Source organism: Microbacterium insulae (assembly GCF_042677065.1).
GTDB lineage: Bacteria > Actinomycetota > Actinomycetes > Actinomycetales > Microbacteriaceae > Microbacterium > Microbacterium insulae.
Window position 1 is genome coordinate 2,499,159 of record NZ_JBHTII010000001.1, and the last position, 25,833, is coordinate 2,524,991.

At 72.4% G+C, this 25,833-nt stretch carries 18 protein-coding genes; 10 read left to right on the top strand and 8 right to left on the bottom strand.

From position 1 onward, the window contains the following. Nucleotides 1-3 precede the first annotated feature (3 nt). Entirely contained in the window at nucleotides 4-1,113 is a 1,110-nt protein-coding gene (locus ACFQ0P_RS11690; protein WP_204978868.1) for a class I SAM-dependent methyltransferase, read from the bottom strand. Nucleotides 1,114-1,283: 170 nt separating this feature from the next. Between ACFQ0P_RS11690 and ACFQ0P_RS11695 the strand changes: the two genes are divergently transcribed. After that, a complete protein-coding gene (locus ACFQ0P_RS11695) occupies nucleotides 1,284-1,748 on the top strand; it encodes a DUF3817 domain-containing protein (protein WP_204978869.1) in 465 nt (154 codons plus the stop codon). 3 nt (nucleotides 1,749-1,751) lie between these two features. On the opposite strand, the gene ACFQ0P_RS11700 is transcribed toward ACFQ0P_RS11695, so the two are convergent. Beyond that, nucleotides 1,752-4,676 (bottom strand): aminotransferase, encoded by a 2,925-nt coding sequence (locus ACFQ0P_RS11700; RefSeq protein ID WP_204978870.1) that lies wholly within the window; start codon nucleotides 4,674-4,676, stop codon nucleotides 1,752-1,754. Between the two features lie 174 nt (nucleotides 4,677-4,850). On the opposite strand from ACFQ0P_RS11700, the gene ACFQ0P_RS11705 reads away from it, so the two are divergent. From ACFQ0P_RS11705 to ACFQ0P_RS11715, 3 genes are all read left to right on the top strand, one after another. Continuing rightward, entirely contained in the window at nucleotides 4,851-7,409 is a 2,559-nt protein-coding gene (locus tag ACFQ0P_RS11705; protein ID WP_204978871.1) for an ATP-dependent Clp protease ATP-binding subunit, read from the top strand. 94 nt (nucleotides 7,410-7,503) lie between these two features. Then, nucleotides 7,504-8,373, top strand: a complete 870-nt coding sequence (locus ACFQ0P_RS11710) for an LLM class flavin-dependent oxidoreductase (RefSeq protein WP_204978872.1) — start codon at nucleotides 7,504-7,506, stop codon at nucleotides 8,371-8,373. Next, a complete protein-coding gene (locus tag ACFQ0P_RS11715; RefSeq protein ID WP_204978873.1) occupies nucleotides 8,370-9,128 on the top strand; it encodes an LLM class flavin-dependent oxidoreductase in 759 nt (252 codons plus the stop codon). The genes ACFQ0P_RS11710 and ACFQ0P_RS11715 overlap by 4 nt, the downstream gene beginning before the upstream one ends. 37 nt (nucleotides 9,129-9,165) lie before the next feature. Here the strand turns inward: ACFQ0P_RS11715 and ACFQ0P_RS11720 are convergent, their stop codons facing one another. Beyond that, nucleotides 9,166-10,425 (bottom strand): endonuclease/exonuclease/phosphatase family protein, encoded by a 1,260-nt coding sequence (locus ACFQ0P_RS11720; RefSeq protein ID WP_204978874.1) that lies wholly within the window; start codon nucleotides 10,423-10,425, stop codon nucleotides 9,166-9,168. Nucleotides 10,426-10,640: 215 nt separating this feature from the next. On the opposite strand from ACFQ0P_RS11720, the gene ACFQ0P_RS11725 reads away from it, so the two are divergent. From ACFQ0P_RS11725 to ACFQ0P_RS11750, 6 genes are all read left to right on the top strand, one after another. Further along, nucleotides 10,641-13,319, top strand: coding sequence for an FtsX-like permease family protein (locus ACFQ0P_RS11725; protein WP_204978875.1), 2,679 nt, complete (start codon nucleotides 10,641-10,643; stop codon nucleotides 13,317-13,319). Then, on the top strand, nucleotides 13,316-16,039 hold the full coding sequence (locus tag ACFQ0P_RS11730) for an ABC transporter permease (RefSeq protein WP_204978876.1): 2,724 nt from the start codon (nucleotides 13,316-13,318) through the stop codon (nucleotides 16,037-16,039). Before ACFQ0P_RS11725 ends, ACFQ0P_RS11730 begins: the two co-directional genes overlap by 4 nt. Further along, complete coding sequence (locus ACFQ0P_RS11735; protein ID WP_204978877.1) at nucleotides 16,039-17,001, top strand: ABC transporter ATP-binding protein; 963 nt, start codon at nucleotides 16,039-16,041, stop codon at nucleotides 16,999-17,001. The genes ACFQ0P_RS11730 and ACFQ0P_RS11735 overlap by 1 nt, the downstream gene beginning before the upstream one ends. Then, the gene (locus tag ACFQ0P_RS11740) at nucleotides 16,994-17,707 is read left to right on the top strand and encodes an ABC transporter ATP-binding protein (RefSeq protein WP_204978878.1); all 714 of its coding nucleotides are present in this window, start codon (nucleotides 16,994-16,996) and stop codon (nucleotides 17,705-17,707) included. The genes ACFQ0P_RS11735 and ACFQ0P_RS11740 overlap by 8 nt, the downstream gene beginning before the upstream one ends. A 67-nt stretch (nucleotides 17,708-17,774) precedes the next feature. Beyond that, nucleotides 17,775-19,301, top strand: coding sequence for an ATP-dependent DNA ligase (locus tag ACFQ0P_RS11745; protein ID WP_204978879.1), 1,527 nt, complete (start codon nucleotides 17,775-17,777; stop codon nucleotides 19,299-19,301). A gap of 40 nt (nucleotides 19,302-19,341) precedes the next feature. Then, nucleotides 19,342-20,043 carry an NAD-dependent deacylase gene (locus tag ACFQ0P_RS11750; protein WP_204978880.1) on the top strand — a complete coding sequence of 234 codons (702 nt, stop codon included), beginning with the start codon at nucleotides 19,342-19,344 and terminating at the stop codon, nucleotides 20,041-20,043. Nucleotides 20,044-20,099: 56 nt separating this feature from the next. Here the strand turns inward: ACFQ0P_RS11750 and ACFQ0P_RS11755 are convergent, their stop codons facing one another. The 5 genes from ACFQ0P_RS11755 to ACFQ0P_RS11775 all read right to left on the bottom strand — a co-directional run bounded on the left by ACFQ0P_RS11755 (nucleotide 20,100) and on the right by ACFQ0P_RS11775 (nucleotide 25,802). After that, entirely contained in the window at nucleotides 20,100-21,371 is a 1,272-nt protein-coding gene (locus tag ACFQ0P_RS11755; RefSeq protein WP_204978881.1) for a sugar ABC transporter permease, read from the bottom strand. Further along, on the bottom strand, nucleotides 21,368-22,174 hold the full coding sequence (locus ACFQ0P_RS11760) for an ATP-binding cassette domain-containing protein (protein ID WP_204978882.1): 807 nt from the start codon (nucleotides 22,172-22,174) through the stop codon (nucleotides 21,368-21,370). The genes ACFQ0P_RS11755 and ACFQ0P_RS11760 overlap by 4 nt, the downstream gene beginning before the upstream one ends. A gap of 83 nt (nucleotides 22,175-22,257) precedes the next feature. After that, nucleotides 22,258-23,340: a sugar ABC transporter substrate-binding protein gene (locus ACFQ0P_RS11765; protein WP_204978883.1), complete on the bottom strand. Its 1,083-nt coding sequence runs from the start codon at nucleotides 23,338-23,340 to the stop codon at nucleotides 22,258-22,260. A 288-nt stretch (nucleotides 23,341-23,628) separates the two neighbouring features. Further along, the gene (locus ACFQ0P_RS11770; RefSeq protein WP_204978884.1) at nucleotides 23,629-24,870 is read right to left on the bottom strand and encodes a sugar ABC transporter permease; all 1,242 of its coding nucleotides are present in this window, start codon (nucleotides 24,868-24,870) and stop codon (nucleotides 23,629-23,631) included. Next, nucleotides 24,867-25,802, bottom strand: coding sequence for an ATP-binding cassette domain-containing protein (locus ACFQ0P_RS11775; protein ID WP_378772230.1), 936 nt, complete (start codon nucleotides 25,800-25,802; stop codon nucleotides 24,867-24,869). Before ACFQ0P_RS11775 ends, ACFQ0P_RS11770 begins: the two co-directional genes overlap by 4 nt. Between the last annotated feature and the right edge of the window lie 31 nt (nucleotides 25,803-25,833).

Sequence of the window (25,833 nt, forward strand, 5' to 3'; positions counted from 1 at the left end):
GCGTCACCGCCGCGTCGACACGGTGACCGTGAACTTCGCGTTGCGCGCGACCTGACGGGTGGGCCCGACCAGACGCTCGAGCGGCGCCCGGTACCGCAGCGCCGAGTTCCACACGGTCCACAGCTCTCCACCCGCACGCAGCACCCGGGCCGCCTGCGCGAACATGCGCGGCGCGACCCCCTCGTTGATCGCCGCTCCCACGTGGAACGGGGGATTGAGGGCGATGTAGTCCGCCGACGCGTCGGGCCGCGACGCCAGCATGTCGTCGCGCGCGACCTCCACGCGATCCGCGACGCCGTTCGCCGCAGCGGTCGCGCGCGCCGACGCGACGGCCGCGGCCGACTGATCGCACGCGTACACCCGCAGGGACGGATGCCGCAATGCGAGCGTCGTCGCGACGACCCCGGTCCCGCACGCGAGGTCGACCGCGGCATCCGTCCCGTCGGGCGGCGCGGGAAGGTTGTCGAGCAGGAACCGCGTGCCGATGTCGATCGACGCACCGGCGAAGGCGCCGCCGAACGCGCACACGACGAGCCCGTCCTCCTCCCGCATCTGCGGGAGCGGCTCATGCCCGTCGTGAGGCCCGCGGGCGACCAGCACGCGGGACTTCTGTCGCGCGTGGGTCACGTCGATCCGGGTGAAGTACTCGCGCAGCACGTCGTTCATGGCGACGGTCATGTGCTTGAGGCGGCCTCCGGCGAACACGGCGACGTCCGGGGCAGCGTGGGCGGCGACCAGCGCCGCTATGTCGCGGAGGGCGTCCAGCGACCGCGGCAGGCGCAGGAGCACGACGCGCGCGCCCGTCACGAGCTCCGCCGCGAGAGGGAGAGAAGCCACCGCGCCGCCAAGCCCGAACCGCTCGGCGTTCGCCGCGAGCGCCTGCTCGCCGGTGAGTGCGTCCTGATGGACCCGGATGCCGCGGGCCCCGTCCGCGGCTGCCCCGAGCGCGAGCGCGCCGTAGCCGTCTCCGATCACCGTGATCGTGCCGTCGGGCGCCTGGGCGCGAGCGGCGGCCGACTCGTCGAGGATCAGGCGGTCCGCGGCATCGGAAGCCGGCAGATCGGGGCCCTCGAGGTCGGGCCAGCGCCGCAGGTCGGCGGGGGAGTAGTGCACCGTCCCACGGTATCGGCGGATGGGCGGCGAAAACGGAGGAAGAAGTGCGCCGGTCACGGCCCGCGGCCCCTCGGAGCGGCGAATCTCCTCCGTTCTTGCGGGGACGCGGCTGAGTCGGGTTCGTCCTCGCCGCGAACGTAGGCTGGAGGCATCCCACCCGAAGGAGACCCGTGTTCCGCACGCCCCTGAACCTGTTCCGAGTCCTGGCGATCGCGGAGGCGATCTCGTGGACGCTGCTGATCGCGGGGCTCATCGTGCGGGCGACCACGGACCTCGCCGTCGCCGTGACGGTCGGCGGCGGCATCCACGGGTTCGTCTTCCTCTCGTACGGCGCCACCGCCGTGCTCGTGGCGAAGAATCAGCGGTGGGGCGTGGGCCCGACGGTCGTGGCGATCGCGAGCGCGGTGATCCCGTACGCGACGATCCCCACCGAGCTGTGGCTGCACCGATCCGGCCGCCTCGCCGGCGCGTGGCGGCTGGAGCAGACCGACGACCCTCGGGATGCCGCGTGGCACGACCGTCTCATGCGCTGGTTCCTGAACCGCGCTTGGCTGCTCGCGGTGCTGATCGCGCTCGCGGTCGCCGCGCTCTACGTCGTCCTGCTGATCGTCGGCCCGCCGGGCGGGCGGGACTGAATCTCACCAGCCGGTCGTCAGGACGCGGTCGAGAGCTGCCACGAGCGCATCGGCGCTCTCCCGGGAGAAGCACATCGGCGGCTTGATCTTGAGGATGTTCTGGTGGTCGCCCGTCGGCTGGGCGATCACGCCGAGGTCGCGTAGGCGTGCGCACACGGCGGCGGTCTCGGCCGTGGCCGGCTCCCACGTCGCAGGGTCGCGGACGAGCTCGGGGCCGAGATAGAAGCCCCATCCGTGGACGGCGCCGATGATCGGATGCCGATGCCCGAGCGCCTCGAGGCGCTCCTTGAGATAACCGCCCACGTCGTGGGCGTTCTCCTGCAGCTGTTCGTCCCGGATCACATCGAGCACCGTCAGGCCGACGACGCTGGAGACCGGGCTCCCTCCCGCGGAGGAGAAGAAGTATCCGCCGGCGCGATACCGCTCGGCGATCTCGCGGGTGGTGATGACGGCGCCCAGCGGATGGCCGTTGCCCATCGCCTTGGCGACGGTCACGACGTCGGGCACCACGCCCTGCTGCTCGAATCCCCAGAACCACTCGCCGAGGCGGCCGTAGCCGACCTGCACCTCGTCGGCGATCGCGATCCCGCCGTGCGCGCGCACGGCGGCGTAGACCGCCTCGAGGTAGCCGTCGGGGAGGGCCACTCCGCCCCCGTTGCCGAAGAGCGTCTCGGCGATGAAGGCGCCCGGTGCGGCGCCGCCGCCCGCGAGCCGGTCGATCTCGGCGACCGCCTCCTTCGCGTAGCGCCCGGCGTCGGGACCGCGGTGTCGGCCGCGGAGCGCGTTCGGGGCGGGGAGGGTGTGCACCCAGTCCGGGCGGGTCTCGAGGGCCGCAGGATTGTCGGCGACCGACGTCGAGACCGCGTCGCTCAGGTAGGTCCAGCCGTGGTAGGCCTCCTGCAGCGCAAGGACGTCGGTGCGTCCGGACCACGCCTGGCCGAGCCGGAGCGCCAGATCCACCGCCTCGGAGCCGCTGTTGACGAGGAAGACGGTGTCCAGCGGCTCGGGCAGGAGCGCGGCCAGGCGCTCCGAGAACTCCACGACAGCCGGGTAGTGGAAGCGCGAGTTGGTGTTGAGCAGACTCCACTGCCGTGTGATCGCCTCGACGAGGCGGGGGTGAGCGTGCCCGATCGAGGTGACGTTGTTGAGCGTGTCGAGGTACACGCGGCCGTCCGCGTCGACGAGGTGCTCGCGCCAGCCGCGCACCATCACCGGCGGCTCGGCGAAGTAGTGCTCCTGGACGTCGGCGAACACGGCGTCTCGTCGCGCGAGCAGGGAGGCGGGGTCCGAGGCCGGGCCGGCGGACACGGACGCCGACGGATGTCCCGGCACGAGCGATCCCGCATCGGCGACGAGGACGCGCCACGCGCGCGCGAGGCTCCGCGGCACGAATCGCGGTGCGTGCGAGCCGGGGGCGAGCGCCTGCACCCACAACCGCCCCTCCGCCTCACCGAGGTGGTCGCCCGCCGCGACCTCCTCGCCGTCGGGGACGGCAGCGCACACGCCGTCCAGGACGAGGTCCGCGGCGGGGGATCGCAGCGTCACGCCGGCCGCGCCGTGGATCACCGTGCCCGCCCACGGGGCGGCGACGGGCTGCGCGGCGACGAATCTCAGCTCGGCGCCGAGCGCGACGTTGTGCGGCTCGTCCGGATCGTGCGGCCGCGAGCGCGTGAGCCGGGCCTCCCCGAATCGGGCGACGGCGGCGCGCGCGGGGTCGAGGCATCCGCTCAGGACGTCTTCTTCGACGGATGCCTCGAGCCACCGCCCCGCGTCGAGGGCGGGGCTCGTGGGGGTGAGGTCGGCGACCGCGACGTCCTGCGAATCGAGCCCGGGCAGCAGGGGCGCCGCGGGCGGGAGGCCGAGCGATGCGATCGCACGCCCTGTCGCGTCGGACACGAGCGCCGTCGCCACCGCGAGCGGCACGGAGGTCGCCGCGTCGAGGATCGCGAGCTCGTGCTCGAGGTTGCCCGCCGCGTACGCGTTGCCCGGGTCGGTCGCCAGCACGTGGTGCGCGCTCGCCACGAGCGTGGCCGCCCGCACCACGACCAGAGGCCAGAGGGCCGCGACCTCCGGGTCTCCGAGCGGCCGCACCCGGTCGTAGGCCGACACGGCGCGCATCGCGGCGCGAAGGTCGACGCCGTCGTGGTGCAGCAGCGACGAGACGGTGATCGCCAGTTCGCCGACCGTCCACGTGCGGTTGAGGTCGCCGAGGTCGATCACGCCGTCTGGCAGCCGCGTGACGGGGTCGGCGGTGACGACGTTGTCGTCGGTGAGGTCGCCGTGGATGAACTGCACCGGGAGGCGGTCGCCCAGATCCTCGATGACGGACCACGCGGATGCCGCGGCATCCGTCACGCGCGCTCGCAGGGGGTCGTCGGCGATGTGGGGCAGCAGTTCGTCCAGGACGGTGCGCGCATACCGCAGATCCCACTGGTGGACGCGCTCCGCCCCGGGGGCGTCGAGTCCGTCCAGCGCGAGGGCGACGCGGGCGGCCAGGGAGCCCATCTCCTCGACGACCCGCGGCGGCAGGTGACCGGACAGTGTGCGACCCGCGAGGAACTCCAGGAGGCGGGCATGCACCCGGACGCCGTCGAGGTCGAGGCGCACGGCGGTCGCGCCGCCCGTGGGGGCGATGGCTCGCGGGGCGCGGCATCCCGCCTGCTCGGCCAGCAGGGCCGCGGCGGCGGACTGCGCCTCCAGCTCGGCGGCCGAGACGCTCGGGTTGGCGATCTTGAGCAGCAGCCGGTCGCCGTGCGCCGGTGTGAGCAGGAAGTTGCGGTCCTGATGACTGCCCAGCGTCCGAGCGGTCGCCGCGATGCCCCAGTGATCGCGCGCGATCTGCGCGGCGGCCGCCTCGTCGATCTCGGGCGGTGCGGGCTGCACGATCGCCACGGGGCCGGCAGCGGAGTCAGGGCGGGGGTGGGGCATGGTGCGGATCCTGTCGGGACGGTGGATCGAGATTACCGCCCGCGGAACCGCCGGCACGGAACGGTCCCCGGGGTCTGGGAATACGCCCGACGATCGACCGTTTAAGTTGATACGGCTGTGCTCAAGTTCGTAAACTTGACACGACTCCACTCAAGTTCTCAGGAGAGAAACCGAATGCCCGAAGACTTCACCCCCTCCGCCGACGACACCGGAAGCTCGTTCGACGAGTTCCTCGCTCGTTACCTGGCGGGCGAGCGAGCGCGCGCGGAGCGGTCGATCGACCTCAGTCGCTTCCTCGGAGCGCGCACGCAGGAGCTCCTTCAGCGTGCCGGGCGCTTCGCCCTCGAGCGCGGACAGCGCGAGCTCGACGCGCTCCACCTGCTGCGGATCCTCGTCGACGAGGCACCCGCCCGCGACGCGGTCGAGCACATCGGCGCCGACCCCCGCGCGATCCTTCGCGCGACCGACGAGCGCCTGCCCGCGGCATCCGACCCCGCCGACGTCGACGGTGCGGTCATCACCCCGTCGGTGCAGCGCGCGCTGTTCCACGCCTTCCAGGTCGCGCGCTCTTCAGGGTCGACCTACGTCGACCCCGAGCACCTCTTCTTCGCACTCGTGCTCGCGCAGGACACCCCGGCGGGCCAGGTGCTCGCGCGGGCCGGAGTCACCGCGGAGGCTCTCACTCAGGGGCTGCGCGAGACCGTGACCGCCGGCGCCGCGCCGGCGACGCAGGAGCAGGCGGATGCCGCGGCATCGGCGACCCCGATGCTCGACACCTACGGGACCGACCTCACCGCCCGTGCCCTCGAGGGCGCTCTGGACCCGGTCATCGGCCGCGCCGACGAGATCGAGCAGACCATCGAGATCCTCAGCCGCCGCACGAAGAACAACCCCGTGCTGGTCGGGGAGGCGGGCGTCGGCAAGACCGCGATCGTCGAGGGGCTGGCCCAGGCCATCGTCGACGGCGCCGTGCCCGAGCAGCTGCTCGGCAAGCGCGTGATCGCGCTGGATCTCCCCGCCATGCTCGCCGGCACCCGCTACCGCGGCGACTTCGAGGAGCGCCTCACCAAGACGATGGACGAGATCGCCGCGCACCGCGGCGAGCTGGTGATCTTCATCGACGAGGTCCACACCGTGGTCGGCGCGGGCGGCGCCGGAGACGGCGGCATGGACGCCGGGAACATCCTCAAGCCGCGCCTCGCGCGCGGTGAGCTGCACCTCGTCGGCGCGACGACGCTCAAGGAGTACCGCGTCGTCGAGAAGGACCCCGCCCTCGAGCGCCGGTTCCAGCCCGTCCGGGTCGGCGAGCCGACGGTGGCGGACGCCGTGCTGATCCTCCAGGGGCTCAAGCCCGCCTACGAGGAGCACCACGGCATCGTCTACACCGACGACGCCATCCGGGCCGCCGTCGAGCTCAGCGATCGGTACCTGACCGAGCGCGTGCTGCCCGACAAGGCGATCGACCTCATCGATCAGGCCGGCGCGCGGCTGCGGCTGCGACTCGGCGCGAAGGTCGACGTGAGTGGTCTGCTGGAGGAGCTCGCGACCCTCGAGGCCGACAAGAACGCCGCCGTGTCGGCCGAGCACTACGAGGAGGCCTCGCGCATCCGCGATCGGATCGCCGCGGTCCAGGCGCGCCTCGACGACGCGACCGCATCGGGTGCCGCGGCCCGCGGCGAGGCGATCGTGGGCGAGCCCGAGATCGCCGCGGTGATCAGCCGGGCCACCGGCATCCCGGTGAACCGTCTGACCGAGACCGAGCGGGAGCGCCTCGCGCAGCTGGAGGACGAGCTGCACGACCGGGTCATCGGGCAGGATGACGCCGTCGCCGCGGTCGCCAAGGCCGTCCGCCGCAACCGCACCGGCATGGGCGACGCGCGCAGGCCGGTCGGCTCGTTCCTGTTCCTCGGCCCGACGGGTGTCGGCAAGACCGAGCTCGCGAAGGCGCTCGCGGCGTCGCTGTTCGACGACGACGGCGCCGTCATCCGCTTCGACATGAGCGAGTTCGGCGAGCGCCACACCGTGTCGCGCCTCGTCGGGGCTCCTCCGGGATACGTCGGGTACGACGAGGCCGGGCAGCTCACCGAGCGCGTGCGGCGCAACCCGTACTCGATCGTGCTGTTCGACGAGATCGAGAAGGCGCACCCCGACGTGTTCAACCTGCTGCTGCAGGTGCTCGACGACGGTCGGCTCACCGACGGCCAGGGTCGCACGGTGGACTTCCGCAACACCGTCGTGGTGATGACCTCGAATCTCGGTTCGGAGTTCCTCGCCTCGCGCGGCGGTGCCATCGGCTTCCTCGCCGACGGGGGAGGGCCGACCGGATTCGGCTCGGAGAGGGACCTGCGCGATCGCGTGTTCGCCAAGCTCCGCGAGGCGATGCGGCCCGAGTTCCTCAACCGCATCGACGAGATCGTGCTGTTCCGCAAGCTCGAGAAGCCGCAGCTGCGGGAGATCGTGAGCCTCCTGCTCGGAGCGACCGAGGCGCGGCTCGCCGGACGCGAGGTGGCCCTGGACGTGACCGACGCCGCGATCGACTGGTTGGCCGAGCACGGCTACGAGCCGGAGTACGGCGCGCGTCCGCTGCGCCGGCTCATCCAGCGAGAGGTCGACGACCGCATCGCCGACCTGTTCGTGACCGATGCCCTCGCCGACGGCGGAACCGTGACGGTGGATGCCTCGACCGACGGCCTCATGGTCCGGTCGGGCGTCCCTGTCGCCGCGGCGGCATAGCCCGGCCGGCAGCAGACACTTCTGTGCGAGACCAGCCCGATCGAACGGGCGGTCTCGCACGGAAGTGTCTGCCGGGGGTGCCAGAGTAGGCGGCATGGCACGCATCGGCGCGATCTTCAATCCGTACACGCACTCCCCGGACGAGTTCCAGGACGCCGTTCTCACGGCTGAGCGCGAAGGGCTTCCCGAGCTGTGGATCTGGGAGGACTGCTTCCGCACGTCGGCCTTCGCCGCGGCCGCGGCCGCTCTCGCGTGGACCGAGGCGCTGCGCGTGGGCATCGGGATCTCGCCGATGCCGATGCGCAACGTCGCGACGACGGCGATGGAGATCGCGACGGTCGAGAGGCTGTTCCCCGGCCGCCTGCTCCCCGGCGTCGGTCACGGCGTGCTGCCCTGGATGGGCCAGATCGGCGCTCGCGTCGCGTCGCCGCTCACGCTCATGCGCGAGTACGTCCCCGCGCTGCGGGAGCTCCTGGCGGGCGAGGAGCGGTCGCTCGACGGCAGGTACGTGACCCTCGACGGGGTGCGCCTGGACTATCCGCCCCAGACTCCGCCGCTCGTGTACGCCGCCGCCGAGGGTCCGAAGACGCTGCGACTGAGCGGCGAAGTGGCCGACGGTACGGTGCTCGACAGCGGCCACACCCCCGAAGAGGTGAGCATGGCGGTGCGGGCGATCCGCGAGGCGCGCGAGGCGGCCGGCCGTCCGGGGCGGCACGACATCGTCGCCTACGTCGTGGCCGCGTTCGGCGCCGACGCCGAAGCCCGCGCGATCGCCGATGTCGGCGACAAGCCCGACCCTGCCGCGCGCGCCGTGTGGGGCGAGCCCGACGAGGTGGCGCGGCGGCTCGCGCCGTTCTTCGACGCGGGCGTCGACGACGTCGTGCTGCTCCCCGCCTCCCGGACCGACCTGGGGCACTTCTACGCGATGGCCGCCGAGCTCTCTCGACTGGTCGCCCGGTCGTGACCGCCGACCTGTCGCTGGGCGTCGCCGCAGCCGTCGGACCCGCACTCGCCGAGCAGCTCGCGCCGGCCGTCGAGGCCGCCGGCTTTCACGCGCTGTGGGTCAACGACACCCCCGGGCATGACGCGCTCGACGTGCTCGCCGCCGTCGCGCGCGTCACGGAGCGGCTCGTGCTCGCCACGGGCGTCCTCCCCGTCGACCGGCGTGCCCCGCACGAGATCCTCGAGCGCGTCCACGCACTGTCACTGCCGACGAACAGGCTCGTCCTGGGTATCGGCTCGGGTGCCGGCGCCTCGGGCGCGCTGGCGCGCATGACGGATGCCGCGGCCGCCCTCCGCGCCGGCACCGACGCGCGCGTCGTCGTCGGCGCGCTCGGCCCGAAGATGCGGCGGACGGGGGCCGCGGCTTCCGACGGCCTCCTGCTGAGCTGGCTCACCCCTGACATCGCCGCCGCGCAGGCCGACGAGGCGCGGCGCGTCACCCGCGCCACCCGGGTCGCGCTCTATGTGCGCGCGGCGACCGATGCCGGCGCCGCCGCGAAGCTCGGCGAGGAGACGGCGCGCTACGCCGGCTATCCGGCGTACGCCGCGAATTTCGCGCGCGTCGGGATCGAGCCCGATGAGACGACCATCGCCCCCGGCGACGCCCGAGCTCGGCTCGCGGAGTACCGGTCCGCCGTGGACGAAGTGGTTCTCCGCGCGATCGTGCCCGACGAGACCCTCGACGCGTACGAGCGCTTCGTGCGCGCGTGGGGCTGACGGCGCGGGCGACGTGGAAGCCACCCGCGCCGGAGGCTCAGCGGCCGGCGCGCGGGACCGAGACGTCGACCCACACGAGGCGGTGATCGCTGCTCGGGAAGGGGAAGACGCCCGTGAGTGCGGAGAGCGGATCGGCCTGCACGGGCCAGAACACCCCCGCGTCCCGCGGGCGCAGGTCGCGCGAGGGCAGGACGTAGTCCGCGCGGAGGTTGCCCGGCGCGCCGTCGGCGAAGTCGGCGGTGTCGAAAGCGGGGTCGCCGCGGTGAAGGAGGTTCGCCCCGCCCTGCAGCGCCGCCGCCTCGACGGCGCCGGCCGAGGCCGGGCGCGGGTCGACGATCCGCCGGTTGTCCAGCAGCTGATCGATCGCCGCGTCCACCGAGTCGCCGTCGAGCGGATCGGCGTTCTGGTCGCCGACGATCACGAACGACGACGCCGGCCGGAGGCCTCCGCGGTCGCCCTCGTCGTCGTAGATGTAGCGGCCCTTCCCGGGCGTGACGTAATCGGCCCAGAAGCGGATCTCATCGTGGTTGCGCAGCCCGTTCCGGTCCTCGGGGCCGTCGAACGTCGGAGGCGTCGGGTGTGACGCGAGGATGTGCACGGTGCGGCGGCCCACCTCGATGGGCACGTCCCAGTGCGACTTGCTCGAGAGCCGGAAGACGTCGAGCTCGTCGGGCGAGTACCAGTCCGCCGGCGCGTCGGTGGCGGGGTCGTCGGGAAGCAGCGCGCCCGGCATGTCCTTCCACAGGAAGTGCTGGAACGTGCGCACCTCGTCGGTCGCGATCGGGTGCTTCGAGAGGACGACCATGCCGTACTGGCCTTCGTAGGCACCGAATCCGAAGGCGTCGTCTCCGCCCCCGATCGCCCCGTTGTTATTGAGGTCGAACCCGCTCGCGACTCCGGTGTTCGAGGGGGCCACGAAGGCGTACGGGTACTCGACGGGCGTCGCGCCGTTCTGACCGACCTCCAGGTAGTTTTCGCGGAACAGATCAACGGCGACGCCGCCCTCGACGTAGTCGAATTCGTTCAGGAGCACGACATCGGGGTCGGTGCGCTGGATGACCTCGGCAACCGTGCGCGCCTGCGGATTCGCGGTCGTCGACAGGTCTGTCACGAGCTGTCCGGCGGCGTTGCGGTTGAGTGACAGGTTGTACGTTGCCACCCGCAGCGTTTCGGTGCGCTTCCCGTTCTCCGGGTGGGTGACGCGCGCCGCCGATGCGGGTAGCGCGACAAGGGCGCCGGCGCACACGAGGCCGACGGTGGTGACGGCGGCGAGAGCGCCGCGGAGCCTGGGGGACATGGTTCTCCTTCGAACGGGACGCCCTCTCGTGGAAGGCGCCGGGGAGCGGTGCCGTGCGCCGGACTGCTCGCCGGGCACGCCTCCTCCACGCTAGGCGCGACGGGTGACGACGAGAAGAACTCCGCATGAGGGTCCGCTCATGAGACCGGACGTCCCGATGCGCGGGAGCGTTTCCGCGCGCTGGGTTAGAGTGCCAGAGTGCAAAGGCGGGACGGGTGATCGGAGGAATCCGGTTCGCCCTCGCCCGAGCACGTGCGCACGTCGTCCCGCTCGTCACGCTCGCGGTCGTCTCCGGGCTCGCCGCTCTGCTCGTGGTCGGCGTCGCCGGCCTCGTCGCCTCGGTCGAGACGCGCGAGGCCCGAGGCGCCCTCGCCGCCGCGACCGGCGACCGCGCGCGTCTGGTCCTGTCGTTCGACGAGACCTCCCCGACGGATGCCGCGGCCGCCGCGGCATCCGCGCTGTCCGACATGGGCGCCGGGAGCGCGCTTCTCACCGCCGAGGAGGGCGGCAGCCTCGTGTTCACCCCCGATCTGGAGGAGATCACCGCCGCCCAGGTGCTCGCTCTCGACGACGGGCTGGGCGGGCTTCGCAACACCCTCGAGGAGAGCACGGGTGAGCGACCAGAGGAGTCGGGCGGGCTCCGCGACACGCTCGCCGACGTCCGCGAGGGGATCGAGGTGCGCCGGGGGCCGACGTCGGTCGCCCTCGGACTGCTCGCCCTCCTTACGGCGGTCGTGGTCGGCGCGGTCGCCCTCGAGCCCGTGCGGGCGCGCGAATCCGAGAGCCGACTTCTTCGCGCGCGGGGCGCGCGGCGCCGGGATCTCGTGCTTCTCGGCGCGGTCGAGGCGTTCGCCGTCTCGGTCCCGGGTGCCGCGGTGGGCGCAGCGGTCGGCGCCGTCCTGGGCGCCGCCGGGGTCGGGGGTGTCCCGACACCGGCCGTCCTGATCCTCGCGATCGCCGGCGTGTCGCTCGTTGCCGTCCTCGTCGTCGCCGTCACGACCGGGCGGGCGGCGGACAGCCGGTCTGCGCGCGCGCGTGCGGTGGCCGGCGCCGGCGCGATCATCCTGCTGGCGGTCATCACCGGGCTCGCGGTGTGGCAGTTCGTGCAGGCGGGGACGCCCATCGTCGAGCGCGGGGACGGCGACGTGACCCTCGATCCGCTCGTCGCGCTGGCACCGGCGCTCGCCCTCTGTCTCGCGGCGATCGTCGCGGTCGCCGTGGCGACGCCTCTTGCGCGCGCCGTCGCCGCGATGCTGTCTCCCACGCGCGGCGTCTCGCCGGTGACTCCGCTGCGGTTCGCCTCCCGGAGGCCCGGCCGCCACGCGCTGTCGATCACCGTCGTCGCATTCGCGATCGGATCGATCGTCGTCGCGTCGGCGTACCAGTCCAGCCTCACGGCGCTCGGCGACGCCCCCGAGGCGCTCCGTGTCGGTGCGGACGTGAAGGTCGGGACGATCCCCCAGGATGTCTCTGCGGCGGATGTCGCGGCATCCGCGTCCCCCGACGCCTCGATGCTCGCCCGCCCGATGAGCGCGGACGGCGCCGACGCGCGCATCCCGATCCTCGCCGTCGAGGCCGCGAAACTCGGCGACGTGATGCTCGACGCCGACGGTGCGATCGATCCCGCCGCGATGGGTGCGGCGCTCGCCCTGCCCGGAACCGGGTCCGTGCTGACGGGCGACGATCTCACGCTCACGGTCCACGCCGAGGCTGCGCCGGCGCTCGAGATCGATGGCGAGACGTTCCAGCAGGGCCCGCCGGCGCTGCAGGTGCGCGCGACGGTGGTCGCGGCATCCGGCGCCGTCGCCTCGCTCTGGTTCACCAACGCCGACATCGAGATCGTCGAAGATGACAACGGCAACACCTTCCCCGACGTGCGGGTGCGCCCCGACGACACGGCGCGTCTCACGCTTCCCGCAGGCGACGAGTGGTCGCTCGCGGCGCTCGCGGTCGCCTACCATCCGGCGAGCGTGTTTCCGGGGGAGGCGCGCATCGACGGCATCTCGAGCGGCGGCGTGCCCGTCGACGTCGCGGGCTTCCGGCCGGCCGCGGGGACGCCGGGCTCGGTCGAGGTGACCGGCTCGACCCTCCGGTTCGCGCCCGAGGCGGCCGCAGGGGAGCCGTTCACGCGCGCGGTCGCCCCCACGGTCGCGGCCACGGTGGCCGCGGTGGTCACCGCCGGTCTCGCCGCTTCGCTGAGCCTCGACGTCGGCGACACGATCGCCCTCGAGATGCGGGACCCCGACATCGAGCCGGAGTTCGAGGTCGTCGACATCGTGCCCGTGCTTCCCGGGACGACGTCGGGGGAGGGCATCCTCGTCGACCTCGGCGCGCTGTCGATGGCGAGTCCCTTCGAGATCGTGCCCACCCAGGCCTGGCTCTCGACCGACGACCCGGGCGCGGCCGCGGCCGCCGTCGCCGAGGAGTTCGCACAGACCGTGACGATCGTCGCCGACCCGCGCTCAGCCGAGAACGCGGCGGGGACCGCGGCCTCGTTCGCCCTGGCCGCCGCCGGCGCCGTGGTGCTGGCGCTGGTCGTGCTGCTGCTGCGCCGGATGCGCTCGCGAGCCGACTCACGGGAACTCGCCCTGGTCGCGGTGATGGGGCTCGGACGACGGCGTGCGTCTCGGCTGCGCGCACAGGAAGACCTCTTCGCCGTGGGGATGGGCGTCTTGGGCGGCCTCGCCGCGGGCGCGGTCACCGCGTGGCTGGTCGTCGCCCCGCTCGTGCGGGCCGCGTACGGCAGCGTGCCCGACGCGTACCCGATCGCCCTGAGCGTGCAGCCGGTCGTCCTCGCCGTCGCCCTCGCCCTGACGACCGCCGCGTTCTGCCTGATCGTGGCCAGCGTGCGCACGCCCGCCCGCCTCGCCCCCCTGCTCCGGGAGGACGAGTGACCAGGGCACCCGGCCTCTTCGCTCTCACCCGGAGGCGCTTCGCGACGCCGCGCAGCGCCGCGATCGTGATCGTCGCGCTCATCGCGTTCGCTGCCTTCGTGATCGCTGCGGCCCCGCGTGCCCTCGTCGGGGTCGTGCGCGCCGAGGTCGCCCACCAGATCGCCGACATGCCGGCGATCTCCCGCGACCTGACGGCGACGCTGCTCGGGGTCCCCGGCTTCGGGCCCGCCGCCGACCCCGATGTCGCGGCCGAGTGGGATGCCGGCGCGGGCGACGTGTTCGGCGCGCTGGGCCAGCTGCTGGCCGACAACCGCGACGGCCTCGAGCCGGCGCTCGCCCCGCTCGTCGGCCCGGCCCAGTTCGCCCTCTTCGGGCAGCCCACCCTCGTTGTCCCGCGCGATCTCCCCGCGGATGCGCCGTTCGGTCTCGTGCAGCTCCTCTCCGACCCGCACGCGCAGCAGCACCTCCGGCTGGTGGAGGGGGAGTGGGCGCAGCCGTGGGACGGCGACGGCCCCGTGCCGGTCGTCCTCAGCGCCGCCGCCGCCGAGACGATGCAATGGGACGTCGGCGAGGTGCGCGGGGTCCCGGCCGATCCCGGCGCGCCGACGTCAGACGAGTGGGCGGATGACCTCCCCGCGTTCGAGCTCGTCGGAACGGCCGAGGCCGCCGACCCCGAGGCGGACCGCTGGGCGCACCTGCCGACATCGTTGACGGCGACGGTGTTCGACGACGGAAACCGCCGCCCCCAGGCCACGTCTGTCGCATGGGTGGATGCCGCGACCCGGGAGTCGCTCGGAGAGTTCGACGACCCCGAGATGGTGCTGTGGTACCCGACCGACGGCGCCGCCGCGCTCGGGGCGGAACCCGGTCAGCTGCACTCCGCCCTGCGGGCGGCGACCTCCTCGAGCGTGCCCGTCGACGAGGCGGGTCAGCTGAGGGTCCGGTTCGACAGCGAGGTGCTGAGCGTCCTGTCGACCGCCCTGTCGCGCGCGAACTCCGCGAGCGCGATCCTCGCCGTCGCGGCGGTCGGCCCTCTGGCGGTCAGCGTCGCGCTCGTCGTGCTGGCCGCTGCGCTCATGATCCGCCGCCGACGCGCGGACCTGTCGCTGATGTCGGCGCGGGGGGCGCCCCTCGCGCGGCTGCGTCGGCTCCTGCTCGGCGAGGGCTTGATCCTGGGGCTTCCCGCCGCCGTCGCGGCGACCGCGCTCGCGACAGCGGTCACGCGCAACGACGCCGGGCCGCTCCCGACGATCGTGGCGATCGCCGTCGGCGTCGTACCGGGGCTCGCCCTCGCCTTCACTCTGCGACCCGCCCTCCTCGAGCGGACCCGCAGCGATCTCGACGCCCCTGTCCGGAGCAGGGGCGTGCGCATCGTCGAGGCCGTTGTGATCCTCCTCGCGGTCGTCGCCGTTGCGCAGCTCTTCCTGCGTGGGATCGGGCCGGCCACGGACGGCATCGATCCGCTCGTCGTCGTCGCGCCGCTCCTGGCCACCGTCGCCGTCGCGCTCCTCGTCGTGCGTGTCCATCCGCTGCCCATCGCCGCCGCCCTGCGGGTGGCGCGTCGCGGCCGGGGAGTGGTGGGCCTGGTCGGTGCGGCCCGCAATCTGCGCGAATCGTCCGCCGGGACCACCGCCGTCCTGGCGATGCTCGTGGCCGTCGCGATCGCCGTCTTCTCGTCGCTCGTGCTCGCCACGGTCGATCGGGGTGCCGAAGTCGCCGCCCAGCGGGACGTGGGCGGCGACATCCGCCTGTCGGGTCCCTACTTCGATGCCGACACGATCGATCGCATGCGAGAGGTCGACGGTGTCGATGACGCGGTCGGGGTGCTGCGCGGCGACTACGTGTCGGTCGTGGGGCCCTCCGGGCGCGAGAGCGTGCAGGTCGTCGTGTCCGAGGTCGATCGCCTCGCCGCGGTGCAGCGCGGCATGGTCGGCGGGTTCCCCGAGGGGCTCGTCGCGCCCGGCTCGACCCCGCCGCAGATCGTCGAGTCGACCGTCCTCGCGGACGGCCTCGGCGAGGGGCGGACGACCGTCGTGACCGAACCGGTCGAGGTGGTCGGCACCCTCGAGCGCGTGCTCGGCGTGCAGGGATCCGAGAAGTTCCTCGTCATGGACGAGACGGACTACGCCGCGGTCACCGGCTTCGGCTTCTTCCCGCGGTCGGTGCTCGTCGACGTCGCAGACGGGACGGATGCCGCCGCCGTCGCGGCGGAGCTCGGAGACATCGTCGGCAGTGCGCACGCGGTCCGCATCCTGTCGGAGTCGACGGCCGAGATCCAGGCATCCCCGGCCGTGTCCGCGCTGCGATTCGTGCTGTTCGCCGCGCTCGGGATCGCCGTCGGCCTGTCCGTCGTCGCGCTGCTGCTCATCGCGGGGGTCGCGCGCGACTCCCGCTCCCGCGTGATCGCGCTCCTGCGGAGCATGGGGCTCGATCGCGCTCGCGCGCGCGGCATCGTCGCGTGGGAGTTCGTGCCACTCGGGGTCACCGCGCTGGTGGGCGGCGTCCTGCTCGGTGCCGTGCTGCCGCTGCTCGTCGTGACCTCGATCGACCTGCGACCCTTCACCGGCGGCGGTGGGCAGCCGGCCGTCGCCGTCGATCCCGTGCTCAGCGCAACCCTCATCGCCGTGGTCGTCACCGCCCTGGCCCTCGCCGTCGTCGGCGGCGTGGCCAGTGCGCGCACGACGTCGATGGCGACCGTGCTCCGAACCGAGGAGGACTGATGCAAGAAGCCGACATCGTCTGTGAAGGGCTCGTGCGGATCTTCGCCGTCGCGGACATCGAGGTGCAGGCCCTCCAGGGGCTCGACCTCGTCGTGGACCGCGGCGAGCTGGTGGCGCTCGTCGGCGCCTCCGGCTCGGGCAAGTCGACGCTGCTCTCGATCCTGTCGGCGCTCGACGTCCCCACGGCCGGATCGGCGCGTGTGGCGGGTCGGGACCTGCCGTCGCTGTCGTCGCGCGAGCGCGTCGCCTATCGACGGGAGGTCGTCGGCTTCGTCTGGCAGCAGACGGCCCGCAACCTGCTGCCCTATCTCTCGGCGCGCGAGAACGTCCAGCTCGCCCGCGCGATCGGCGGCGACCGGCGCAACGGCTCGCGCGCGGAAGAGCTGCTCGAGCTCGCGGGCGTCGCGGCCGTCGCCGACCGGCGTCCGGCGGAGCTGTCGGGGGGTCAGCAGCAGCGCGTCGCGATCGCGGTCGCGCTGGCGAACGAGCCCCGAGTGCTCCTCGCCGACGAGCCGACCGGCGACCTGGACGAGCACGCGTCGGCGGAGGTCCTCGGCACGTTCGAGGCCGTCAACCGCGAGCTCGGCACGACCGCGCTCATCGTGACGCACGACCCCGCGGTGTCCGATCACGTGCAGCGCACCGTGCAGATCCGCGACGGCCGGACCTCGACCGAGGTCCTGCGGTGGACGCACACCGACGACGAGGGCCGTGAGCACGACATGGCCGAGGAGTTCGTCGTGCTCGACAAGGTCGGCCGCCTCCAGCTGCCCACCGAGTACATGCACCAGCTCTCGCTCCGGGAGCGGGTGCGCCTCAAGCTGAATCCCGACCATGTCGGCGTGTGGCCGGGTGACGGCCGCCAGGCTCCGGCGCCCGCCCCGTCCGGCGAGTCCGCGCCCGAGACGCGTCGCAGCCGTCGCGCGCACGACGCCGAGGAAGGAGAGTCCTCACATGACTGAGCCCGTGCTCGAGGCATCCGGTCTGTCCGTGATCCACCGCACGCCCGCGGGCGACGTGGCGGCGCTGGCGGACGCGGCGCTGGAACTCCATCCCGGCGAGCTCGTCGTGCTCATCGGCCCGTCCGGCGCCGGCAAGACGACCCTGCTCCACGTCCTCGGCGGGATCCAGCCGCCGACGACGGGCACGGTCCGGGTCGGGGACGTCGTGCTGACCGAGGCGCGCGAGCGGGAGGTCGACGCGGTCCGCCGCGACGACATCGGCTACGTCTTCCAGTCGTTCGGGCTCATCGGCGCGCTGTCGGCCGAGGAGAACGTCGAACTGCCGATGCGAATCCGGGGGACGGATCCGAAGGAGCGCGCGGCGCGCGTCGCGCGTCTCCTCGGGCGGGTCGGTCTCGCCGAACACGCCTCGCAGCGGCCGGCGGAGCTGTCGGGCGGCCAGCAGCAGCGCGTCGGGATCGCGCGGGCGCTCGCGGGGTCGCCGCGCATCCTTCTCGCGGACGAGCCCACCGGTCAGCTCGACTCGCACACGGCGGCCGCGATGATCGAGCTGATCGCGTCGATCGCGCACGAGGACGGCGTCGCGGTCCTGCTGTCGACCCACGATCCGTCCATCGTGCAGCGCGCCGACCGTGTGCTCGAGCTCCACGACGGCGTGCTGCGGCCCGCGCCCGCCCCGGCGGCATCGTCCGCGTCGACCGCCTGACCCGCGCGGCCGGGCGACGGGGGGGGCGAGCGCCCCGGGTGTCGGCGGCGGGTGGGAGACTGCGGGGATGCTCCTCTCCTCCGTGGTCGACGCCACCGATTCGGTCGCGGCGACCTCGTCGCGGCTGGCCAAGGTCGACGCACTCGCCGCCCTCCTGCGCTCACTGGACGCGGACGAGGTCGTTCCGGCGGTCGGCTTCCTCGTCGCCCGTCCCCGTCAGGGCCGGATCGGGGTGGGCTGGCGCAGCCTCCGATCCCTCCAGGCGGGGCACGTCGGCGCGCCGGTCCTCACCATCCTCGACGTCGACGAGGCGCTCGCCCGGCTCGCGGTCGCCGAGGGTCCGGGGTCGGTCGCGGCGCGGCGGGCCGCGCTCGAGTCGCTCACCGCTCGCGCGACGGACCGGGAGTGGGACTTCGTCTCGCGCGTCATCCTCGGCGAGCTGCGCACCGGCGCGCTCGAGGGCGTGCTCCTCGACGCGATCGCGCGAGCGGCGGGGGCGGATGCCTCGGCCGTCCGACGCGCGGCCATGCTGTCCGGAGACCTCGGCGAGACGGCCCGGATCGCGCTGTTCGGCGAGCCCGGCGAGCTCGAGTCCGTGACGCTCATGGTCGGTCGTCCCGTGCTCCCGATGCTGGCGTCGACCGCGGGGAGTGCGACCGAGGCGCTCGCGACGGTCGGCGGACCGGCGTCGGTCGAGTACAAGCTCGACGGCGCGCGCATCCAGGTGCACCGAGACGGCGACGACGTCCGCGTGTACACGCGCAGTCTCGCCGACATCACCCACCGCGTGCCCGAGATCGTGGACGCCGTCCGCGGGCTCCCCGGGCGGCGCATGATCCTCGACGGCGAGACGCTCTCCCTCGACGAGGACGGCGCGCCCCGCCCGTTCCAGGACACGATGTCGAGGTTCGGCTCCGAGATGTCCGCGACGGTTGCTCTCCGGCCGTGGTTCTTCGACATCCTTCACCTCGACGGCCGCGATCTGCTCGACGAGCCGCTGGGCGAGCGGCTCGACGCGCTGGATCGCGCGGTCGGCGCGGCGCGCATGCCGGGCATCGTCACCGACGATCCGCGGGCGGCCGAGCGGTTCGCCCGCGACGCCCTGGCCGCCGGCCACGAAGGGGTCATGGTGAAGGGAATCGACGACGCGTACGCCGCCGGTCGCCGCGGGAAGAGCTGGCTCAAGGTCAAGCCGGTGCTGACCTTCGACCTGGTGGTGCTCGGAGTCGAGTGGGGGTCGGGGCGCCGCCGCGGCATGCTCTCCAACCTCCATCTCGGTGCGCGCGACCCCGACGGGGCGTTCGGCGACGCCGGCGGATTCGTCATGGTCGGCAAGACGTTCAAGGGGCTCACCGACGAGCTGCTGCGATGGCAGACCGCGCACTTCCCGCAGATCGAGACCCACCGGTCCGAGTACGCCGTCCACGTGCGTCCCGAGACGGTGGTCGAGATCGCGATCGACGGCGTCCAGCGGTCCACGCGCTACCCCGGCGGCGTCGCCCTCCGGTTCGCGCGGGTGAAGGGCTACCGGCCCGACAAGCGTGCGGCAGAGGCCGACACCATCGCCTCGCTCCGCGAGCTCCTGCGGGGGTGACACGGGGCATCCCGGGTCCGTCCCGCGGCACACTGGTGTCATGCGCATCGTGGTGCTCACCGGCGCCGGCATCTCGGCCGAGAGCGGTATCCCGACGTTCCGCGCTGCCGGCGGGCTCTGGGAGGGGCACGACGTCGAAGACGTCGCGACGCCCGAGGGGTTCGATCGCGACCCCGACCTCGTCCAGCGGTTCTACGACGCACGGCGGCGGGCCGCGGCATCCGTCGTCCCGAATCCCGCCCATCATTCCCTCGCGCGGCTCGAGCATGCATTCGGAGACGACCTGCTCGTCGTGACGCAGAACGTCGACGACCTGCACGAGCGCGCGGGAACGCGGAACCTCGTGCACATGCACGGCGAGTTGCGACGCGCGCTCTGCGCGGCCTGCGGTGCGCGGCCCGTCTGGCACACCGACCTCGCGCCCCGTCCGCCGTGCCCGATGTGCGGCGCGCGGAGGCTGCGGCCCGACGTCGTGTGGTTCGGCGAGATGCCCTACGACCTCGACCGCATCGAGGCCGCCGTGGCCGCGTGCGACGTGTTCGCGTCCATCGGCACGTCGGGAGCGGTCTACCCGGCCGCCGGATACGCCGCGCTCGCCTCGGCTCTCGGCGCCTGGACGGTGGAGCTCAATCTCGAGCCGAGCGACGCGCTCGTGCCGTTCGACGACGCGCGCACCGGACCCGCGACGACGCTCGTCCCGGCGTGGGTCGACGAGCTGGTCGCGGTCGGGAATCGGTCCTGACGAACGACGAGGCGCCGAGCGGATGCCTCCGCCCGGCGCCTCCTCGATGGGAGCTGCTAGGTCCGTACGCCGTTGCCGCGCAGTCGCGACAGCGCGTCGACCGTCGCCGCGAGGATCAGCACGCCGCCGGTGACGAGCAGGTTGACGCCCGCCGGCAGGTTCAGCAGGCCCAGGCCGTTCGTGATCGTGGCGATCACGAGCGCACCGATGGCCGCGTGCATGAGGCGTCCCTTGCCGCCGAAGAGGCTGACGCCGCCGACGACGGCCGCCGCCACACCGGACAGCACGATGTCACGTCCGACCGTGGCATCCACCGTGCCGACGCGCGACACGCTCAGCAGCGCCGAGAACACCGCGAGGCTCGAACAGATGACGAACGCCCACCACTTGATCCAGCGCACCTTGACGCCCGAGCGCCGTGCCGCCTCGGCGTTGCCGCCGATCGCGTAGATGTACCGGCCGAACTTCGTGCGGTCGAGGACGAAGGTTCCGATCCACAGGATCACCAGCACGATCGGCACGACGTTCGGAACGCCCTGCACGGCGTTGACCGACTGGCCGCGGTCCTGGTTCAGGATGAAGACCACCGCGCCGCCGATCACGGCGATCGCGGCGAGCTTGATCCACACGAGCGAGATCGCCCGGTTGGGCACGCCCGCCCTCGTGCGCCGGGCGCGGTCCCAGAACGAGGTTCCGGCCGAGATCGCGAGCATGATCCCGAGCATCACCCAGCCGCCCCACACGGGGAGGTTGCCGTTCTGCAGCGCGATGAGCTCGGGCACCTCGACGCGGAACAGGCCGCCCGGTCCGATGACGACGAGAGCGAGGCCCTGCAGGCCGAGGAACAGACCCAGTGTCACGACGAAGGAGGGAATCCCCACTCTCGCGACGAAGAAGCCGATGAAGGCTCCGATGAGGAACCCGAACCCGAATCCGATGAGGAGGGCGAGGGGCCACGGGATGTTGAACTGCGAGTTCAGCACCACGAAGAGGGCCATGCCCACGCCGCCGGTGACACCGGCCGACAGGTCGATCTCGCCGAGGAGCAGGACGAACACCAGCGCCATGCCCAGTACGACGAGGGTCGCCGCCTGGTTCAGGAGGTTGGCGAAGTTGCGCTCCGTCAGGAAGAACGGGCTGAGGGCCGTGAACAGGATGCCGAGCACGACGAGTCCGCCGATGGCGGGCAGAGCCCCCATGTCGCCGCTGCGGACGCGCTGCCACCAAGCGCGCGCCTGGTCGGCCACGCCGCCCTCGACGCCGCTGCCGATGAGATCGCTCGCGACGGGATCGGGTGCGGCTTCCGTGCGGGTCGCGTTGCTGCTCATACCGCTCCCTCCTCAGTGCGGATCGTGGACGTGTCGACGATGTCGACGCCCAGTGACTTGGTTCCGGTGATGTAGCCCACGACGTCGTCGCGGGTGGTCTCGCTCACCGGGATCTGCGCGACCATCTGGCCCAGGTAGAGGACGGCGATGTCGTCGGCCACCTCGAACACGTCCGCGAGGTTGTGGCTGATGAGGATGACCGCGACTCCCTGGTCCGAGAGCCGCTTGACCAGGTTCAGGACCTGCTCGGTCTGCGCCACGCCGAGGGCGGCGGTCGGCTCGTCGAGGATGACGACCCGCGCCTTCTTCAGCACAGCACGCGCGATCGCGACCGTCTGACGCTGACCGCCGGAGAGGCTCGAGACCTTCTGGCGCACGGACTTGACCGTGCGCACCGAGAGCGAGCGGAGGGTGTCGGACGCCTCCTTCTCCATGCGTCCCTCGTCGAACGTTCCGATCGAGGTCTCCTCGCGGCCCAGGAACATGTTCTGGACGATGTCGAGGTTGTCGCAGAGGGCGAGATCCTGGTACACCACCTCGATGCCGAGGCCCGCGGCCTCGCGTGGAGTGTGGAGGTCGCGGTGTGCGCCGTCGATGCGCACCTCGCCTTCGTCGTAGGGCTGCACCCCCGCGAGCCCCTTGATGAGCGTGGACTTGCCGGCGCCGTTGTCGCCGACGAGGGCGGTCACCTTGCCGGGGTACACCTTGAGGTCCACGCCCTTGAGGACGCTGACCGGACCGAACGATTTCTTGACGCCGACCAACTCGATGATCGGCTCTGTGGCTGTGATCGTCTGTGACATACTCGCTTCCTTGCCGAGTGCCGGTAGCGCGCGAGGGCGCCGCGCCTCGATGACGCGACGCCCTCGCGGCTTTGACCGCTAACTTACTCGGTGACCCCGAACTCTTCGCAGGCCGCCATGACCTCGGGGGTGCAGACGTCGTCATACGACGCGTCGCCCGCGGCGACGACGTCCTTGACCTGCTCCGGCCCGACGAGGATGGGTGTGACCTGGATGTACGGCGTGCCGTCCTCGAGCTCCGCATCGGTGGAGACCTCTTCGCCGCTGAGGAGCGCCACGGCGACCTCGACGGCCGCTTCGGCCTCGTCCTTCACCGGCTTGTAGACCGTGGCGGTCTGCCAGCCGAGGAGGATGTTCTGCAGGCCCGCGACGTTCGCGTCCTGACCCGAGACCGCAACGCCCTGGAGGTTGTTGTCCTGCAGCACCTTGATGACGCCGGCGGCGTTGGTGTCGTTGGCGACCCAGACCCCGTCGACCTGACCGTCGAGCGAGGTCAGCGCCTGCTCGAAGTTGGTCTGCGACTTGGCCTGGTCCCACACGCCCGGAGGCTCGGCGGCCGCGGTGATACCCGCTGCCTCCATCACCTCGACGGCGCCCTCCTTGAACATCGCCGCGTTGCCGTCGGTCGGGTCGCCGCCCATGTAGACGACGGTCGCGTCGGCGGGCGCGACGCCCGCGGTCTCGAGTCCGTCCAGGACCGTCTGGCCCTGCAGGCGTCCGACCTCCACGTTGTCGAACGACACGTAGTAGTCGGCTCCCGAGAACGGACGGTCGTAGGCGATGACCGGGATGCCCTCGGCCTTGGCCTTGGTGGCCACGGCCTCAGCCGCGCCCTGGTAGTCGACCAGGAGCATGACGCCGCAGCCCTGCGAGAGCTGCTGGTCGGCGATGGTCGCGTACTTGTTCACGTCGCCCAGCGCGTTCTGGATGTCCGTCTCGAAACCCGCGGCCTCCAGACCCTCCTGCAGGTACTTCGCGTCGAAGTTCTCCCAGCGGGGCGAAGACGCCGCGTCGGGGAGGATCACACATGCGCGACCGCCGGTGGCTTCGCCGCCGCCGTCGCCGCTCTCGCTCGGGGTGCCGCCGGACCCACCCGCACAGCCCGCGAGCACCACCGCGGCCGCGCCCGTGAGGGCCGCCACGGCGAGGAGTGAAGACTTCTTCATCATTCGCCTTTCGTCATTGAAGTGCGCGAGCCCCAGGATCGTCCCTGCAGCACTTCGCGCGTGAACCGATCATTTCCGGCATTCATTCTTGGCGTCAAGTCTTGAACGTAACGCTTTGGCAACGGGTGGGGATACGGCATCCCTTCACGAGTCGACCGTCGTTGCTTTCGAAGAGTGGTGAGCAGATTGTCGAGTTCTGCGCCTCGATCCGGGCAATCTGACGCTGCAGCGGGGGAGGGCCGCTGCCGGTTCGGCCGCGCGCCTTCGTGCAGTGAATGCAGAGACGGGTCAGGCCCGGCCGGTCGCAGCGCGCGTCCGGCGTGAGATCGAGTCCACGATGACCGCGAGAACCAGCACGATGCCGGTGATCATGAACTGCACCGAGGAGTCCATGCTCAAGAGGGTCAGGCCCGACGAGATCGACTGGATCACGATGATCCCGAGGAGCGCGGAGAAGGCCGACCCGCGCCCGCCGAAGAGGCTCGCTCCGCCGATGACGGCGGCCGCGATTGCGTTCAGGTTCACGTCGCCCGTGCCCGAGCTCTGACCCGCCGAGGCCAGCCGGGCGGCCGCCAGGATGCCGCCGACGGCGGCGAGGGTCGAGCACATCGCGAAGACCGAGAGGTAGATCCGGTCCACGCGGATTCCGGCACGACGCGCGGCCTCGACCGAGCCGCCCACCGCGTAGACCGCGCGGCCCCAGCGGGTGCGGGTGAGGACCAGGTTCATCGCCACCACCAGCGCGATGAAGAACACGAACATCACTCCGACCCCGCGGTGGAGGTTCAGGTACCACGTCGCCAGCAGAAGGAGGAGCAGCAGCCCTCCGCTTCGCAGGCCGATCTCGAGACTGCTCTGGCTCACGAGATTCGCCGCAACGCGTCGCCGTGCGCGACGCAGCAGCACCCACGCGTACGCGCCGACCGACGCGACGACGAGGAGATACGAGGCCCACGGCGGGAGGAACCAGTCCTGTGCGAACTCCACGATCCACGAGTCGAACGGCAGCCCGATCGTGCCCGTGTCGCCCAGCACCCACAGCTGCAGGCCGAGGAAGCCGAGGAGTCCGGCGAGGGTGATCACGAAGCTCGGCAAGCCGAACCGCGTGTACAGGAAGCCGTAGAGGAGACCGACGAGGCAGCCGATCCCGATGCCCGCGACGAGGGCCAGGGCGAGCGGCCAGTTCAACTGAACGAACGTCACCGCCAGCACCGCCGCCGCGAGCCCCGACACCGACCCGACGGACAGGTCGATCTCGCCGAGGAGCAGCACGAGCACGACCCCAAGGGCGATCGTGCCGATGGCCGCGCACTGCATGGTGAGGTTCCCGAGGTTCTCGCTCGAGAGGAAGACCGGGTTGAGCGCCTGGAAGACGAGCCAGATCACGATCAGCCCGCCGATGACGGGCGCGGCGCCCAGATCGCCGCCGCGGATGCGGGCGACGAGCGATTCCGCCGCGGACCGCAGGCCGGCCAGGCTCAGCAGTCGCGGCTCCTCGGCGGGCCGCTCCGTCGTCAGATCACGGCTCACCGCTGACCGCCCTTCGGACCGGAGGGCCGGCGCGGGCGGCCCTGGGGGATGCGGATGATCTCGGCGTCGTGATCGTCGGCGGTGTCCTCGGCAGATCCGGTCGCGGGTGGCGGCTCCGGCGGGGCCGCCACCCGGGGGGCGGGGCGTTCGGCGGCGCGTCGCGCGGCGGCGTTGTCGGCCGCGCCGGTGATGGCCGCGATGAGCGTCTCGCTGGTCACCTCGGCGACGTTGTAGACGCCGTTGTTGCGCCCCAGCCGCAGCACCACGACGCGATCGGCCACGGCCATCACGTCCGCCATGTTGTGGCTGATCAAGACGACGCCGTGCCCTCGTTCGCGCAGACGTTCGATGAGGTTCAGCACCTCGGCCGTCTGCGCGACGCCGAGCGCGGCCGTCGGCTCGTCGAGGATCACGACGCGCGGGTCGCCGATGAGGGACCGCGCGATCGCGACGGTCTGCCGCTGACCGCCGGACAGCGATGCGACGGGGATGCGCACGGACGGGATCTTCGCCGACAGCTCCCGCAGCAGCGTCCAGGTGCGCTGCTCCATGTCGACCTCGTCCATGCCGAGGCCGTCGCGGAGCTCCCGCCCGAGCCAGAGGTTGGCGACCACGTCGAGGTTGTCGCACAGCGCCAGGTCCTGGAACACCGTCGCGATGCCGAGCTCCTGCGCATCCGCCGGGCTCGGGATGTCGACGACCTCGCCGTCGAACTCGATCGTCCCCGCGTCGGGGGCGTGCACCCCCGCGAGCACCTTCACGAGCGTCGACTTGCCCGCGCCGTTGTCGCCGACGAGCGCGACGACCTCTCCCTCGTTGACCCAGAAATCCACGTCGGTGAGCGCCTTGACCGCGCCGAAGTGCTTGCCGATCCCACGCATGGTGAGCACGCGTTCGCGCGGTCGGCCCGCGCGCGACTGTGTCATCGACATGCCGTCATGCCCTCCTCGCCAAGGTCAGGAC

Excerpts from the sequence above, each read along its gene's own strand:
- ACFQ0P_RS11700 (WP_204978870.1), bottom strand. The coding sequence starts at position 4,676 with ATGCCCCACCCCCGCCCTGACTCCGCTGCCGGCCCCGTGGCGATCGTG.
- ACFQ0P_RS11705 (WP_204978871.1), top strand. The coding sequence starts at position 4,851 with ATGCCCGAAGACTTCACCCCCTCCGCCGACGACACCGGAAGCTCGTTC.
- ACFQ0P_RS11710 (WP_204978872.1), top strand. The coding sequence starts at position 7,504 with ATGGCACGCATCGGCGCGATCTTCAATCCGTACACGCACTCCCCGGAC.
- ACFQ0P_RS11720 (WP_204978874.1), bottom strand. The coding sequence starts at position 10,425 with ATGTCCCCCAGGCTCCGCGGCGCTCTCGCCGCCGTCACCACCGTCGGC.
- ACFQ0P_RS11735 (WP_204978877.1), top strand. The coding sequence starts at position 16,039 with ATGCAAGAAGCCGACATCGTCTGTGAAGGGCTCGTGCGGATCTTCGCC.
- ACFQ0P_RS11740 (WP_204978878.1), top strand. The coding sequence starts at position 16,994 with ATGACTGAGCCCGTGCTCGAGGCATCCGGTCTGTCCGTGATCCACCGC.
- ACFQ0P_RS11745 (WP_204978879.1), top strand. The coding sequence starts at position 17,775 with ATGCTCCTCTCCTCCGTGGTCGACGCCACCGATTCGGTCGCGGCGACC.
- ACFQ0P_RS11750 (WP_204978880.1), top strand. The coding sequence starts at position 19,342 with ATGCGCATCGTGGTGCTCACCGGCGCCGGCATCTCGGCCGAGAGCGGT.
- ACFQ0P_RS11755 (WP_204978881.1), bottom strand. The coding sequence starts at position 21,371 with ATGAGCAGCAACGCGACCCGCACGGAAGCCGCACCCGATCCCGTCGCG.
- ACFQ0P_RS11760 (WP_204978882.1), bottom strand. The coding sequence starts at position 22,174 with ATGTCACAGACGATCACAGCCACAGAGCCGATCATCGAGTTGGTCGGC.
- ACFQ0P_RS11765 (WP_204978883.1), bottom strand. The coding sequence starts at position 23,340 with ATGAAGAAGTCTTCACTCCTCGCCGTGGCGGCCCTCACGGGCGCGGCC.
- ACFQ0P_RS11775 (WP_378772230.1), bottom strand. The coding sequence starts at position 25,802 with ATGTCGATGACACAGTCGCGCGCGGGCCGACCGCGCGAACGCGTGCTC.